Consider the following 13,571-nt stretch of genomic DNA (forward strand, 5'->3'; position numbering starts at 1 on the left):
ATGTACGACGGCTAGGCCGCTTACTTCTTGCGCAACTGCTGGAGCGTGCGCAGCTGGGCTGCAGCCTCGGCCAGACGTACAGCAGCAGCGCTGTAGTCGAAGTCCGCACCCTTTTCGTTCAGGGCCTTCTCGGCAGCCTTGACGGCTTCCTGAGCGGAGGCTTCATCCAGGTCGCCAGCACGTTGCACGGTGTCGGCAAGTACCTTGACCATGTTCGGCTGAACCTCGAGGAAACCACCAGAGATGTAAAACACCTCCTTTTCCCCGCCCTGCTTGGTCAGCGTGATCGGACCTGGCTTCAAGCTGGTGATCAACGGCGCGTGGCCCATGGCAATGCCAAGGTCACCGAGTTCGCCGTGTGCAATCACCATCTCTACCAGACCGGAGAAGATTTCCCCTTCCGCGCTGACGATATCGCAATGGACTGTCATAGCCATCTGATTGCCTCAACCTGATGAGCGCCCATTTCCGGGCGCCTGGATTACAGTTTCTTGGCTTTCTCGATCGCTTCTTCGATGCCGCCGACCATGTAGAACGCTTGTTCTGGCAGGTGGTCGTAGTCACCGTTGAGGATGCCTTTGAAGCCAGCAATGGTGTCTTTCAGGGAAACGTATTTACCCGATGCACCGGTGAAGACTTCAGCCACGAAGAACGGCTGCGACAAGAAGCGCTGGATCTTACGAGCGCGGGATACCAACTGCTTGTCGGTTTCCGACAGCTCGTCCATACCCAGGATCGCAATGATGTCCTTCAGTTCTTTGTAACGCTGCAGCACGTACTGAACGCCGCGAGCGGTGTCGTAATGCTCCTGGCCGATCACGTTCGGGTCCAGCTGGCGCGAAGTCGAGTCGAGTGGATCGACCGCTGGGTAGATACCCAGGGAAGCGATGTCACGGGACAGTACGACGGTGGCGTCCAAGTGAGCGAAGGTGGTCGCTGGCGACGGGTCGGTCAAGTCATCCGCAGGTACGTATACCGCTTGGATCGAAGTGATCGAACCTTCCTTGGTCGAAGTGATACGTTCTTGCAGAACGCCCATCTCTTCAGCCAGGGTCGGCTGGTAACCTACTGCCGAAGGCATACGGCCCAGCAGTGCGGATACTTCAGTACCGGCCAGGGTGTAACGGTAGATGTTGTCGACGAACAGCAGAACGTCGTTACCTTCGTCACGGAACTTCTCGGCCATGGTCAGGCCAGTCAGTGCTACGCGCAGACGGTTTCCCGGCGGCTCGTTCATCTGACCGTAAACCAGTGCCACTTTGTCCAGAACGTTGGAGTCCTTCATCTCGTGGTAGAAGTCGTTACCCTCACGAGTACGCTCACCCACACCGGCGAACACGGAATAACCGCTGTGCTCGATGGCGATGTTACGGATCAGTTCCATCATGTTTACGGTCTTGCCTACACCGGCACCACCGAACAGACCCACTTTACCGCCCTTGGCGAACGGGCAAACCAGGTCGATAACCTTGATGCCGGTTTCCAGCAGGTCGTTGCCGCCAGCTTGTTCGGCGAACGAAGGTGCTGGACGGTGAATGCCCCAGCGCTCTTCGGTGTCGATCGGGCCAGCTTCGTCAATCGGGTTGCCCAGTACGTCCATGATCCGGCCCAGGGTCGCTTTACCGACCGGTACGGAGATGGCAGCGCCAGTGTCGACAACGTCCAGACCGCGCTTCAAGCCTTCGGTGGAACCCATCGCAATGGTACGAACTACGCCGTCGCCCAGCTGCTGCTGAACTTCCAGAGTAGTTTCCGCGCCTTGTACTTTCAGCGCGTTGTAGATGCTCGGTACGCTGTCGCGTGGAAATTCCACGTCGATAACGGCGCCGATGATTTGAACGATACGTCCGCTACTCATAGCTGGATCCTCTGAATATTTGAACCGTTAAACCGCGGCAGCGCCGCCGACGATTTCCGAGATCTCTTGGGTGATCGCAGCCTGACGCGCCTTGTTGTAGATCAGCTGCAAATCGCTGATCAGATCACCGGCGTTATCGGTAGCGTTTTTCATCGCGATCATCCGCGCCGCTTGTTCAGCTGCGTTGTTCTCGACCACCGCCTGGTACACCTGCGACTCCACGTAGCGCACCATCAAGCCGTCAAGCAGCTCTTTGGCGTCCGGTTCGTAGAGGTAGTCCCAGTGGTGCTTGAGTTCCTGATCCGGAGTCGCCACCAGTGGAATCAATTGCTCCACGGTTGGCTGCTGGGTCATGGTGTTGATGAACTTGTTGGATACCACGGACAGGCGGTCAATCCGGCCTTCCAGGTACGCATCCAGCATCACCTTCACACTGCCGATCAAATCATTGATCGACGGCTCTTCACCCAGGTGGCTGATAGCTGCAACGACGTTACCGCCGAAGTTGCGGAAAAAGGCCGCACCCTTGCTACCAACGACACACAGATCGATCTCGACGCCGTTTTCGCGGTTTACCGCCATGTCCTTGACCAGGGCCTTGAACAGGTTGGTATTCAGACCACCGCACAAACCACGGTCACTGCTCACAACCACATAACCCACACGCTTGACTGCGCGGTCGATCATGAACGGGTGGCGGTATTCCGGGTTGGCGTTGGCCAGATGCCCAATTACCTGGCGGATACGCTCCGCATAAGGACGGCTAGCAGCCATGCGCATTTGTGCCTTGCGCATTTTGCTGACCGCCACTTTTTCCATGGCGCTGGTAATTTTTTGCGTGCTTTTGATGCTCGCAATCTTACTGCGAATCTCTTTTGCGCCTGCCATGTAACACCTATCAGGTTAGCAAGCGGGAGCCTTGCGGCTCCCGCTGCGGCTTACCAGGTTTGGGTGGCCTTGAACTTCTCGATACCGGCTTTCATGCCAGCGTCGATATCGTCATTGAAGTCACCCTTCACGTTGATCTTCGCCATCAATTCGGCGTGATCGCGGTTGAAGTAAGCAATCAGCGCTTGTTCAAAGCTGCCGACCTTGGCGATTTCAACGTCGGTCAGGAACCCACGCTCAGCGGCATACAGCGACAACGCCATGTCAGCGATCGACATAGGGGCGTATTGCTTCTGCTTCATCAGCTCGGTAACGCGCTGACCATGCTCAAGTTGCTTACGGGTCGCTTCGTCCAGGTCAGAAGCGAACTGGGCGAATGCCGCCAGTTCACGGTACTGAGCCAGAGCGGTACGGATACCACCGGACAGCTTCTTGATGATCTTGGTCTGAGCGGCACCACCCACACGGGATACCGAAACACCGGCGTTCACTGCAGGGCGGATGCCCGAGTTGAACATGGCCGATTCCAGGAAGATCTGACCGTCGGTGATGGAAATCACGTTGGTCGGAACGAACGCGGAAACGTCGCCAGCCTGGGTTTCGATGATCGGCAGTGCGGTCAGGGAACCGGTTTTGCCGGTCACTGCGCCGTTGGTGAACTTCTCTACGTACTCTTCCGAAACGCGGGATGCGCGCTCCAGCAGACGGGAGTGGAGATAGAACACGTCGCCTGGGTAGGCTTCACGGCCTGGTGGACGGCGCAGCAGCAGGGAAATCTGGCGGTAAGCCACTGCTTGCTTGGACAGATCGTCATAAACGATCAGCGCGTCTTCACCGCGGTCGCGGAAGAATTCACCCATGGTGCAACCGGAGTACGGTGCCAGGAATTGCAGCGCAGGAGATTCCGAAGCACTGGCAGCCACGATGATCGTGTTGGCCAGGGCGCCGTTTTCTTCCAGCTTGCGAACCACGTTGGCAATGGTCGATTGTTTCTGACCGATAGCTACGTAGACGCAGAAAATGCCGCTGTTCTTCTGGTTGATGATCGCGTCGATCGCCAGAGCGGTCTTACCGATCTGACGGTCACCGATGATCAGCTCACGCTGGCCACGGCCGACTGGGATCATGGCATCGACAGCCTTGTAGCCAGTCTGTACAGGCTGGTCTACCGACTTACGCCAGATCACGCCTGGAGCAACTTTCTCGACCGCGTCGGTCTCGGTGTTGCCCAGTGGACCTTTACCGTCAACAGGGTTACCCAGTGCGTCGACTACGCGACCCAGCAGTTCCTTACCAACCGGAACTTCCAGGATGCGGCCTGTGCACTTGGCGCTCATGCCTTCAGCCAGACTGGTGTAAGCGCCCAATACAACGGCACCTACGGAGTCTTGCTCCAGGTTGAGGGCCATACCGTAGACGCCGCCCGGAAACTCGATCATCTCGCCGTACATGACGTCGGCCAGACCGTGAATCCGCACGATGCCGTCAGATACGCTGACGACAGTGCCTTCGTTACGGGCTTGGGAGGTCACATCGAGCTTGTCGATGCGGCCCTTGATAATTTCACTTATTTCGGAAGGATTGAGTTGCTGCATTGCTCTGCTGCCCCTTCAAACTCAAGATTTCAATGCTTCGGCAAGTTTCGCGATTTTTCCGCGAATCGAGCCATCGATAACCAGGTCGCCGGCACGGATAACAACACCACCAATCAGGGATGCGTCCTCCGAAGCTTGCAGGCGCACTTCCCGATTGAGTCGTGCACTGAGAACCTTGGCGAGTTTGTCTTGCTGTTCTTGGTTCAATGCAAAAGCACTGGTCACTTCAACGTCTACCGACTTCTCTGCTTCGGCCTTGTACAGGTCGAACAGAGCGGCGATCTCCGGCAACAGCGGGAGACGGTCGTTTTCGGCAATGACGTGAATGAAGTTCTGCACTTTCACATCAAACTTGTCGCCGCACACTTCAATAAAAGTGGCGGCCTTGTCTGCGCTCGTCAGGCGCGGGGCCTTGAGCACGCGCTGCATGGTGTCGTCTTGCGACACTGCTGCAGCCAGGCCGAGCATGGCTGACCAAGAGGCCAGCTGCTGGTGGGCCTGGGCGTGCTCGAAGGCTGCCTTAGCGTAAGGTCGGGCCAACGTGGTCAGTTCTGCCATGATCGCCCTCGCTTAAATTTCAGCAGCCAGTTTGTTAACCAGCTCCGCGTGCGCGTTTTGATCGATTGTGGCACCGAGGATCTTCTCAGCACCGCCGACCGCCAGAGCACCCAGTTGGGCACGCAGCGCGTCTTTGACGCCGTTCAGTTCCTGTTCGATCTCGGCATGAGCCGAAGCCTTCACACGGTCAGCTTCGACGCGGGCTTTTTCAACAGCCTCTTCGACGATCTGGTTACCGCGTTTCTTGGCTTGCTCAATGATTTCAGCTGCCTGTGCCTTAGCATCGCGCAGTTGATGACCCGCTTTCTCTTGGGCCAACTCCAGGTCGCGAGCTGCACGGTTGGCAGCGTCCAAGCCATCAGCGATCTTCTTCTGACGTTCGTGCAAAGCCGCGATGACCGGAGGCCACACGAACTTCATGCAAAACACTACAAAAATGAAGAACGCAACGGATTGGCCAATCAGGGTTGCATTAATGTTCACGCCAACACCTCGCTCATTCGTTGTCCATCACTCCAATCAACTCGAAAAATTCGAGTGATTAGCCAGCGAGTTGACCAACGAAGGGGTTCGCGAAGGTGAAGAACAGAGCGATACCAACGCCGATCATGGTCACGGCGTCGAGCAGGCCGGCGACGATGAACATTTTAACTTGCAGCATTGGGACCATTTCTGGCTGACGCGCTGCGCCTTCCAGGAATTTGCCGCCCAGCAGGCCGAAACCAATGGCAGTACCCAGGGCGCCCAGGCCGATCAACAGTGCAACAGCGATAGCGGTTAGACCAACTACAGTTTCCATCTTTCCTCCCGACTTTTACGTCGTATGGTTTAGGTTTTTTAGATTTTAAAGCGGTAAAACAAATCGTTTCATAGCCCGGTAGGGCCTACCTTCCCGTTTCACCGGGAAGGACATCAGACTAGTCGAGACTGGTCTTAATGGTTCTCTTCGTGCGCCATCGACAGGTAGACGATGGTCAGCATCATGAAGATGAAGGCCTGCAGGGTGATGATCAGGATGTGGAACACAGCCCACGCCCACTGCAGAACCACGCCCAGGCCGCTAAGCCAGAGCAGACCACTGCCGAACATCACAGCGATCAGAATGAACACCAGCTCGCCGGCATACATGTTGCCGAACAGTCGCAGGGCCAGGGAGATAGGCTTGGCGACCAGGGTCACGAACTCCAGCAGGAAGTTCACCGGGATCAGCAGGGCTTGAACGAAGATGTTCTTGCTGCCGAACGGGTGCAGGGTCAGTTCGCCGATGAAACCGCCGATGCCCTTGACCTTGATGCTGTAGAAAATGATCAACGCGAACACCGACAGGGCCATGCCCAGGGTGGCGTTAGGGTCCGTGGTGGAAACCGCACGGAATGGAATGTGGTGATCGCCGGAGATCAGGATGGCCAGCTGAGGAATCCAGTCGACCGGGATCAGGTCGACGGCGTTCATCAGGAACACCCAGACGAAGATAGTCAGTGCCAGCGGTGCGATCACCGGGCTGCGACCATGGAAGCTGTCTTTCACGCTGCCATCGACGAATTCGACCAGTACTTCAACGAAGTTCTGCAAAGCACCTGGCTGACCGGAAGTCGCCTTCTTTGCCGCCATGCGGAAAATCAGGACGAAGATCAGACCCAATGCGACCGACCAGCCCAGAGTATCCAGGTGGAAAGCCCAGAAGCCCATTTCTTTGGCCTCTGCTGCGGAGTGGGCAAAGCCCCAGCCGCCATTAGGAAGCTGACCGAAGGTCAGGTTCTGCAAGTGGTGCTGGATATAGCCCGAAGCGGTTGTTTCTGCCATGGTTGCCTCAAACGCCCTAAGGTTTCGAAAGTCTTGTTTTCATTAGCAGGGGAGCGAACCAGCTGACCAGTTGGGTCAACACGAAGACGCCGAATACAGCCAGCGGCGCCAATGGCTTCACACCTGCAAAGGTCAGTGCAAACAGCACTGCCGTCAAAATCAGTTTCCCTGCCTCGCCGGCATAAAATGACCGGACGATAGCCTGGGCTGCTCGGGCGCCGGAAAACCGAAAGGCCCTGTGAGCGAAATACATATTGGGCAGCAAGGCTATCAGGCCTCCGCAGAGTCCTGAATATCCGGCTACGACTCCATGCCAGTACCAAAGCGCCAATGCGGCGATCAGCAAGATGACAAATTGAGCCAATAAAACCGGAAAAACGGCCAAGCGATGGAACGGCAACGTGTTTGGCGTGCGGGTTTCCATCACTCTTGCTCCTCAATGGTCGGCTGCCGGAAATCAATAACTTGGCATAATTTGTGCCGACAAAATGCGCGCAGAGTATAGGGGCGGTTCTGCCCCTATTCAACTGCCGGGTAGTGATTTCCGATCACGCGCTACATAAGCAAATGTTTCAGCGGATGTGGGCAAGGACGCCCTGAAGCTCATCGAGGGAGTTATATCCGATAACCAATTGGCCTTTGCCTTTCTTCCCGTGGCGAATTTGCACCGCAGAGCCCAGGCGCTCGGCCAGGCGCTGCTCGAGGCGGGCGATATCCGGATCAGGTTTGGCCGTTTCGACCGGTGCAGGTTTGCCGCTGAGCCATTGGCGAACCAGGGCCTCGGTCTGACGAACGGTGAGCCCCCGTGCGACAACGTGTCGCGCCCCTTCAACCTGTTGATTTTCCGGCAAACCGAGCAATGCACGGGCGTGACCCATTTCCAGGTCGCCGTGGGACAACATGGTCTTGATGACTTCCGGCAACGCGATCAGACGCAGCAAGTTGGACACGGTCACACGGGATTTACCCACCGCCTCGGCCACTTGTTGCTGGGTCAACTGGAATTCCTGCTGCAAGCGCTGCAGGGCAATGGCTTCTTCGATCGGGTTGAGGTCTTCGCGCTGGATATTCTCGATCAACGCCATGGCGATGGCGGTTTCATCCGGTACATCGCGCACCATCGCCGGGATGGTTTCCTTGCCGGCCTGCTGGCTCGCGCGCCAGCGGCGTTCACCAGCGATGATTTCAAAACGGCCGCCGCCAATCGGACGCACCACGATCGGTTGCATCACACCTTGGGCCTTGATCGAATTGGCCAGTTCTTCCAGCGCCTGGGGGTCCATGTCCCGGCGTGGCTGGTATTTGCCGCGCTGGATCAGGTCCAGCGGCAGGTGTTGCAGCTCGCGCTCGTCGGCCTGCACCGCCTGTTCTTCAAGCGATGTGACGGTCGGACCACTCAACAGTGCATCCAGTCCACGTCCGAGACCTCGTTTCTTGACGGCCATGGGGATTCCTTAAGTTGGCTGGGCTGCAGCGGTGCGTGAATTGCGGCGCTGACGGCGAACCATCTCGCCGGCCAGCGCCAGGTAGGCAATGGCACCACGGGATTGTTTGTCATAGGCCAAAGCCGGCATGCCGTAGCTCGGGGCTTCGGCCAAACGGATGTTGCGCGGGATCACCGTGTCGTACAGCTGGTCACCGAAGTGTTCCTTGAGCTGCGCCGATACATCGTTCATCAGGCTCAGGCGCGGATCGAACATGGTCCGCAGCAAGCCTTCGATCTGCAGGTTCGGGTTGAGCAATTCGGCAATGCGCTTGATGTTATCCACAAGGTCGCTCAACCCTTCCAACGCGTAGTACTCGCACTGCATGGGGATAATCACCCCATCGGCGGCCACCAGCGCGTTCAGTGTCAGCATCGACAGCGACGGCGGGCAGTCGATCAGGATGTAGTCGTAATTCTCGCGGATTGGCGCCAGGGCGCTGCGCAGACGGCTTTCTTTCATCTGCATTTCCAGCAGCACCACTTCCGCCGCAGTCAAATCGCGGTTGGCCGGCAGCAGTTGATAACCACCATGTTCGGAGTAGTGCATGGCCTGGGCCAGGTCGCACTCGCCAATCAGCAAGTCGTAGACCGAGTTTTCCAGGCCGTGTTTATCCACACCGCTCCCCATGGTGGCGTTGCCCTGTGGATCGAGATCGATCAACAGCACCCGGCGCTTGGTTGCGACCAGGGATGCTGCGAGGTTGATGCAGGTGGTGGTTTTGCCCACGCCACCTTTCTGGTTCGCTATCGCGAATACCTTAGCCATTCTTGCTTGTGTTCCCAATCATGCCGTGCGGCGCAGTATCAGCAGATGGCGTTGGCCTTGGCAACCGGGTACGGCCAAGGCGTGTTCGCTATCGAGGTGGAAGTCTGCCGGCAATGCTAACAGCTCATCGCTTGGATGGACGCCCTTCATTGCCAGCCAGCGGGTGTCGCGGTCGCCCAGATGGCGGGTCCAGTTGCTGAAGTTCTCCATGCTGCTGAACGCCCGGGAAACGATTCCGTTGAATGGCTGTTCAGGCGTGAAGGCTTCGACGCGACTGTGGATAACTTGCAGGTTATCCAGCTTGAGTTCGAGTTTGACCTGGGTCAGGAAGCGGGTCTTCTTGCCGTTGCTGTCCAGGCAGGTCACTTGCGACTCGGGAAACAGAATGGCCAGTGGGATGCCTGGCATGCCGCCCCCACTGCCGACGTCGAGCCAGCGACCATTTTCGATGAATGGCATCACGCTCAAGCTGTCGAGCAAGTGACGGGACACCATTTCGTTGGGATCACGCACCGCGGTCAGGTTGTAAGCCTTGTTCCATTTGATCAACAGGGCCAGGTAGCCCAACAGCAATTCGTGCTGGGCCGGGGTCAGGTCGACGCCCAACTGGCGCGCACCTGTGGATAACTCTTCGGCGTGTTGCGAGGTGACCAACGAACTCAAGCGCTTTGCTCCAACTGACGGCCCGCGCCGCGTTTTTTCAAATGAATCATCAGCAGCGAAATCGCTGCCGGGGTGACACCGGGGATACGTGAAGCCTGGCCCAGGGTCTCTGGCCGAGTTATCCCCAGCTTGCTTTGGATTTCTTTCGACAGCCCGGAAATCCCGGTGTAGTCGATATCCACAGGCAGCTTGGTGTCTTCACTGGCGCGCAGGCGGGCGATTTCATCCTGCTGACGGTCAATGTAACCGGCGTATTTGGTCTTGATTTCGACCTGCTCGGCAACCTGCGGGTCTTCTGCACCCTGCCCGGTCACTTCGACCAGACCAGCGTAGTCGATTTCCGGACGCGACAGCAGGTTGAGCAAGTTGTATTCGTGGGTCAACGGCGTGCCGAATTTTTCGGCAATCGCATCGCCCTGTTCGGTGCCCGGGCGGACCCAAGTGCTTTTCAGCCGCTGTTCTTCCAACGCGATGCTTTCGCGTTTTTTGCAGAAGGCAGCCCACCGTGCGTCGTCGACCAGGCCCAGTTCGCGACCTTTTTCGGTCAGACGCAGGTCGGCGTTGTCTTCGCGCAGGATCAAGCGGTATTCCGCCCGGGATGTGAACATCCGGTACGGTTCCTGGGTACCCAGGGTAATCAGGTCGTCGACCAACACACCGATGTACGCCTCATCGCGACGCGGGCACCAGCTGTCTTTGCCCTGCGCGCGCAGTGCAGCATTGGTTCCGGCCAGCAAACCTTGGGCACCTGCTTCTTCGTAACCGGTGGTGCCGTTGATTTGCCCGGCAAAGAACAAACCGCCGATCACTTTGGTTTCCAGGCTGTACTTGAGGTCACGCGGGTCGAAGTAGTCGTACTCGATGGCGTAGCCCGGACGCACGATGTGCGCGTTTTCCATGCCGCGAATCGATTGCACGATCTGGATTTGCACGTCAAACGGCAGGGAAGTGGAGATACCGTTCGGGTACAGCTCATGAGTGGTCAAGCCTTCGGGCTCGATAAAAACCTGGTGGCTTTCCTTGTCGGCAAAGCGGTGGATCTTGTCTTCGATCGACGGGCAATAACGCGGGCCGATGCCTTCGATCACCCCGGAGTACATCGGCGAACGGTCGAGGTTCGCGGCAATGATTTCGTGGGTGCGCGCATTGGTGTGGGTGATCCAGCAGCTCACCTGTTTCGGATGCTGTTCCTTGGAGCCCATGAACGACATGACCGGGATCGGTGTATCGCCTGCTTGCTCGGTCATCACCGAGAAATCTACGGAACGCCCGTCAATACGCGGCGGGGTCCCGGTTTTCAGCCGACCGACACGCAGCGGCAGTTCACGCAGACGCTTTGCCAGGGCAATGGACGGCGGATCACCGGCACGGCCACCGGAATAGTTCTGCATGCCAATGTGGATAAGTCCGCCGAGGAATGTACCGGTGGTCAACACCACGGATTCTGCGAAGAAACGCAGACCCATTTGGGTGACAACTCCGCGCACCTGGTCCTGTTCGACGATCAGGTCATCTGCTGCTTGTTGAAATATCCACAGGTTCGGTTGGTTTTCCAGGGTTTCGCGGACTGCAGCCTTGTACAGGATGCGGTCGGCCTGAGCCCGGGTAGCCCTTACGGCCGGGCCTTTGCGGCTGTTGAGCACGCGAAATTGGATGCCACCTTTATCGGTAGCCATGGCCATCACGCCGCCAAGGGCGTCGATTTCCTTGACCAGATGGCTTTTACCGATCCCACCGATGGCGGGGTTGCAACTCATGGCGCCGAGGGTTTCCACGTTATGCGTCAACAACAGGGTTTTTACGCCCATTCGTGCTGACGCCAGTGCTGCCTCGGTACCGGCATGACCGCCGCCGATGACGATCACTTCAAAACGGGAAGGGAAATCCACCACGCACCTCGTGCCTGCTTATGTAGGTAATCAGGAATTGATTGTTGAAAGAGTTTTAGAGCTTTGGCGGCAAGTATAGGGACTTAGCCCTTCCTAAAGAACCCTTTGCACAAAATTTAACCAGCTGTGGATGAATCACAGACAATAGAAATTAAAAGAGAGAAATTTATTAAATCTTTGTTTTTATGTTTATTTCTACTGAGCACACTTTCTGTGGATAGATCTACACAGGCCTTTATTTACGGCGTGTACAGAGATTCAAAAGTCTGTGGTCATGTGCCAACGAGGCCCTTGGATAAGTCCTTTAAGCCTGTGGATTAAACAGGTGGTTATCCACAGAGGCATTTTTACTCAGGTTTCAGGGCCTGTTATCAACTGGGCACAGGGACGGTTATTCACAGAGCTTAATCCACAGAAATCGGCAAATCTGTCTGTCTTCAGTCCGCCACAACGCCAACCGAAACCTTTCACTCGATGGTGAGCACAGAAAAAAGAGATCTGTTGTGAGAAAACGGCGGGGCAGTTAATAATAGCGATTATCATTAACCTACCTTGTCATGCCCTATGTCCTCTTCTTCACACACGGCTGCGGTCCAGTACATTTATGAGCAGCACCACTCCTGGCTGCGCGGGTGGCTCAAAGGGAAGCTACATAACGCCTGTGATGCGGCCGATGTGGCGCACGATACGTTCGTGCGCATTCTGGGCGGGCGGCATGCGGCACAGATCGTTGAACCACGTGACTACCTGGCGACCATCGCCAGAGGCCTGGTGATTGATCGTTACCGTCGAAACGCCATCGAACAGGCCTACAAACAGACCCTGGCCGAACGGCCTGAAGCCATAACCATCAGTGAAGAAGACAAAGCCATCATCATCGAGACGTTGGTGGCTGTGGATAAAGCCTTGTCTGCACTCGGCGAGCGAGCGCGGCGGATATTCATGCTGTCCCAGGTCGAGGGGCTGACTTATCAACAGATTGCCGATCAGCTTCAGGTTTCACTGACCACGGTGAAGAAGCACATGATCCGTGTATTGACTGAATGCTCACTGATCATGGCCAGCCTGTAATGGCGGCGCCCGATCGCAAAACCTTTGAGGCTGCTGCCAGTTGGTACGTACAGTTTCAATCCCAGACGCCTACCGCCGATGAGCGCCAAGCCTGGCAACAATGGCTCAACGGCGATCCCTCCCATCAGGCCGCATGGAATCAGATGGAACAGTTGCAGCGCAGTCTCGGCGCCCTGCCTCCGGATTTCACCCGCCGCGCATTGTCGGCCACACAGCAACGTCGCCAGGTACTCAAGTGGATGTTGGTGCTGGGCGGCACCGGGTACCTGGGTTGGAATGTTCAGCAACACACGCCCCTGGGTAATCTGTGGGCCGATTACCGCACGGTCGTAGGTGAACGCCGGCGTATCGAATTGGCCGACGGCACGCGGATTGACCTGAATACCGGCACGGCGATTGATGTGCTATTTGATGAGCGCCAGCGTTTGATCCGCTTGCGCGAAGGTGAAGTACTTATTCACACCGGCAAGCTGGGTGTGCAGACGCCCTTTTATGTCGAAACCCGCCAAGGCCGCGTCCAGGCATTGGGTACTCGGTTTACCGTACGCCAGCTGCAGGACTCAACCCGCGTCGGCGTTCTGGAGGATCGGGTGAATGTGTCGCCTGGTGACCAGCCCCTCCAGGCCCGGCTGCTCAGTGCCGGCGAAAGCGCAGACTTCGATCGCCAAAAAGTGCAGCCAAACACCGTTTACCGCACATCCCAGGCCGCCTGGGTCGATGGCCAACTGATCGTATTGGATGCACGCCTCGGTGATGTTATCGAAGAGCTCGCCCGCTATCGTCCAGGTGTCCTGCAATGCGACCTGGCCTCGGCACATCTGCGTGTTTCCGGGACCTTTCGCCTGGATTCCACCGACGCAGTGCTGGCCAATTTGCAGGCCACCCTGCCGATTCAGGTGAAATACTTCACTCGCTATTGGGTTTCGGTGAAGCGAATCGGTTGATCGAAAAAATATCTGCACGCGGGGTTATCTTTTTTTTACCTGACACGGCC

Annotated in this window: 15 protein-coding genes; 2 read left to right on the forward strand and 13 right to left on the reverse strand. The window is 56.9% G+C overall.

Going from position 1 to position 13,571, the window contains the following annotated elements; genetic code table 11:
• Positions 1-20 precede the first annotated feature (20 nt).
• The 13 genes from BFN10_RS18420 to mnmG all read right to left on the reverse strand — a co-directional run bounded on the left by BFN10_RS18420 (position 21) and on the right by mnmG (position 11,506).
• Complete coding sequence (locus tag BFN10_RS18420; protein WP_058424358.1) at positions 21-437, reverse strand: F0F1 ATP synthase subunit epsilon; 417 nt, start codon at positions 435-437, stop codon at positions 21-23.
• A 44-nt stretch (positions 438-481) separates the two neighbouring features.
• Positions 482-1,858 carry a F0F1 ATP synthase subunit beta gene (gene atpD, locus BFN10_RS18425; RefSeq protein WP_015886645.1) on the reverse strand — a complete coding sequence of 459 codons (1,377 nt, stop codon included), beginning with the start codon at positions 1,856-1,858 and terminating at the stop codon, positions 482-484.
• A 27-nt stretch (positions 1,859-1,885) separates the two neighbouring features.
• Positions 1,886-2,746, reverse strand: a complete 861-nt coding sequence (gene atpG, locus BFN10_RS18430) for a F0F1 ATP synthase subunit gamma (RefSeq protein WP_003233565.1) — start codon at positions 2,744-2,746, stop codon at positions 1,886-1,888.
• A gap of 50 nt (positions 2,747-2,796) precedes the next feature.
• On the reverse strand, positions 2,797-4,341 hold the full coding sequence (gene atpA / locus BFN10_RS18435) for a F0F1 ATP synthase subunit alpha (protein WP_003177064.1): 1,545 nt from the start codon (positions 4,339-4,341) through the stop codon (positions 2,797-2,799).
• Positions 4,342-4,362: 21 nt separating this feature from the next.
• The gene (locus tag BFN10_RS18440) at positions 4,363-4,899 is read right to left on the reverse strand and encodes a F0F1 ATP synthase subunit delta (RefSeq protein ID WP_003195833.1); all 537 of its coding nucleotides are present in this window, start codon (positions 4,897-4,899) and stop codon (positions 4,363-4,365) included.
• A gap of 12 nt (positions 4,900-4,911) precedes the next feature.
• Positions 4,912-5,382, reverse strand: coding sequence for a F0F1 ATP synthase subunit B (locus tag BFN10_RS18445; protein WP_071490883.1), 471 nt, complete (start codon positions 5,380-5,382; stop codon positions 4,912-4,914).
• 58 nt (positions 5,383-5,440) lie between these two features.
• Positions 5,441-5,698 (reverse strand): F0F1 ATP synthase subunit C, encoded by a 258-nt coding sequence (gene atpE, locus BFN10_RS18450; protein WP_002555987.1) that lies wholly within the window; start codon positions 5,696-5,698, stop codon positions 5,441-5,443.
• 134 nt (positions 5,699-5,832) lie between these two features.
• A complete protein-coding gene (atpB, locus tag BFN10_RS18455) occupies positions 5,833-6,702 on the reverse strand; it encodes a F0F1 ATP synthase subunit A (RefSeq protein WP_016970691.1) in 870 nt (289 codons plus the stop codon).
• A gap of 16 nt (positions 6,703-6,718) precedes the next feature.
• Positions 6,719-7,126, reverse strand: coding sequence for a F0F1 ATP synthase subunit I (locus tag BFN10_RS18460; RefSeq protein WP_010565865.1), 408 nt, complete (start codon positions 7,124-7,126; stop codon positions 6,719-6,721).
• A gap of 148 nt (positions 7,127-7,274) precedes the next feature.
• Positions 7,275-8,147 carry a ParB/RepB/Spo0J family partition protein gene (locus BFN10_RS18465; RefSeq protein ID WP_016970690.1) on the reverse strand — a complete coding sequence of 291 codons (873 nt, stop codon included), beginning with the start codon at positions 8,145-8,147 and terminating at the stop codon, positions 7,275-7,277.
• Positions 8,148-8,156: 9 nt separating this feature from the next.
• Positions 8,157-8,954, reverse strand: coding sequence for a ParA family protein (locus BFN10_RS18470; RefSeq protein WP_010207696.1), 798 nt, complete (start codon positions 8,952-8,954; stop codon positions 8,157-8,159).
• Between the two features lie 18 nt (positions 8,955-8,972).
• The gene (gene rsmG, locus BFN10_RS18475; protein ID WP_071490884.1) at positions 8,973-9,617 is read right to left on the reverse strand and encodes a 16S rRNA (guanine(527)-N(7))-methyltransferase RsmG; all 645 of its coding nucleotides are present in this window, start codon (positions 9,615-9,617) and stop codon (positions 8,973-8,975) included.
• On the reverse strand, positions 9,614-11,506 hold the full coding sequence (mnmG, locus tag BFN10_RS18480; protein WP_025854394.1) for a tRNA uridine-5-carboxymethylaminomethyl(34) synthesis enzyme MnmG: 1,893 nt from the start codon (positions 11,504-11,506) through the stop codon (positions 9,614-9,616). Before mnmG ends, rsmG begins: the two co-directional genes overlap by 4 nt.
• A gap of 564 nt (positions 11,507-12,070) precedes the next feature.
• Here mnmG and BFN10_RS18485 point away from each other — a divergent pair.
• Together BFN10_RS18485 and BFN10_RS18490 are read left to right on the forward strand one after the other, a co-directional pair.
• Positions 12,071-12,577 (forward strand): sigma-70 family RNA polymerase sigma factor, encoded by a 507-nt coding sequence (locus BFN10_RS18485; protein ID WP_071490885.1) that lies wholly within the window; start codon positions 12,071-12,073, stop codon positions 12,575-12,577.
• Positions 12,577-13,521 (forward strand): FecR domain-containing protein, encoded by a 945-nt coding sequence (locus BFN10_RS18490; RefSeq protein ID WP_071490886.1) that lies wholly within the window; start codon positions 12,577-12,579, stop codon positions 13,519-13,521. Before BFN10_RS18485 ends, BFN10_RS18490 begins: the two co-directional genes overlap by 1 nt.
• Positions 13,522-13,571 lie beyond the last annotated feature (50 nt).

It is taken from the genome of Pseudomonas extremorientalis (assembly GCF_001870465.1).
Classification (GTDB): domain Bacteria; phylum Pseudomonadota; class Gammaproteobacteria; order Pseudomonadales; family Pseudomonadaceae; genus Aquipseudomonas; species Aquipseudomonas extremorientalis.

What these genes read in the sequence shown, in the direction of transcription:
- atpD (WP_015886645.1), bottom strand. Translation starts at nt 1,858, where the DNA reads ATGAGTAGCGGACGTATCGTTCAAATCATCGGCGCCGTTATCGACGTG.
- atpB (WP_016970691.1), bottom strand. Translation starts at nt 6,702, where the DNA reads ATGGCAGAAACAACCGCTTCGGGCTATATCCAGCACCACTTGCAGAAC.
- atpE (WP_002555987.1), bottom strand. Translation starts at nt 5,698, where the DNA reads ATGGAAACTGTAGTTGGTCTAACCGCTATCGCTGTTGCACTGTTGATC.
- BFN10_RS18460 (WP_010565865.1), bottom strand. Translation starts at nt 7,126, where the DNA reads ATGGAAACCCGCACGCCAAACACGTTGCCGTTCCATCGCTTGGCCGTT.
- BFN10_RS18440 (WP_003195833.1), bottom strand. Translation starts at nt 4,899, where the DNA reads ATGGCAGAACTGACCACGTTGGCCCGACCTTACGCTAAGGCAGCCTTC.
- atpA (WP_003177064.1), bottom strand. Translation starts at nt 4,341, where the DNA reads ATGCAGCAACTCAATCCTTCCGAAATAAGTGAAATTATCAAGGGCCGC.
- atpG (WP_003233565.1), bottom strand. Translation starts at nt 2,746, where the DNA reads ATGGCAGGCGCAAAAGAGATTCGCAGTAAGATTGCGAGCATCAAAAGC.
- BFN10_RS18485 (WP_071490885.1), top strand. Translation starts at nt 12,071, where the DNA reads ATGTCCTCTTCTTCACACACGGCTGCGGTCCAGTACATTTATGAGCAG.
- BFN10_RS18470 (WP_010207696.1), bottom strand. Translation starts at nt 8,954, where the DNA reads ATGGCTAAGGTATTCGCGATAGCGAACCAGAAAGGTGGCGTGGGCAAA.
- BFN10_RS18465 (WP_016970690.1), bottom strand. Translation starts at nt 8,147, where the DNA reads ATGGCCGTCAAGAAACGAGGTCTCGGACGTGGACTGGATGCACTGTTG.
- BFN10_RS18490 (WP_071490886.1), top strand. Translation starts at nt 12,577, where the DNA reads ATGGCGGCGCCCGATCGCAAAACCTTTGAGGCTGCTGCCAGTTGGTAC.
- BFN10_RS18420 (WP_058424358.1), bottom strand. Translation starts at nt 437, where the DNA reads ATGGCTATGACAGTCCATTGCGATATCGTCAGCGCGGAAGGGGAAATC.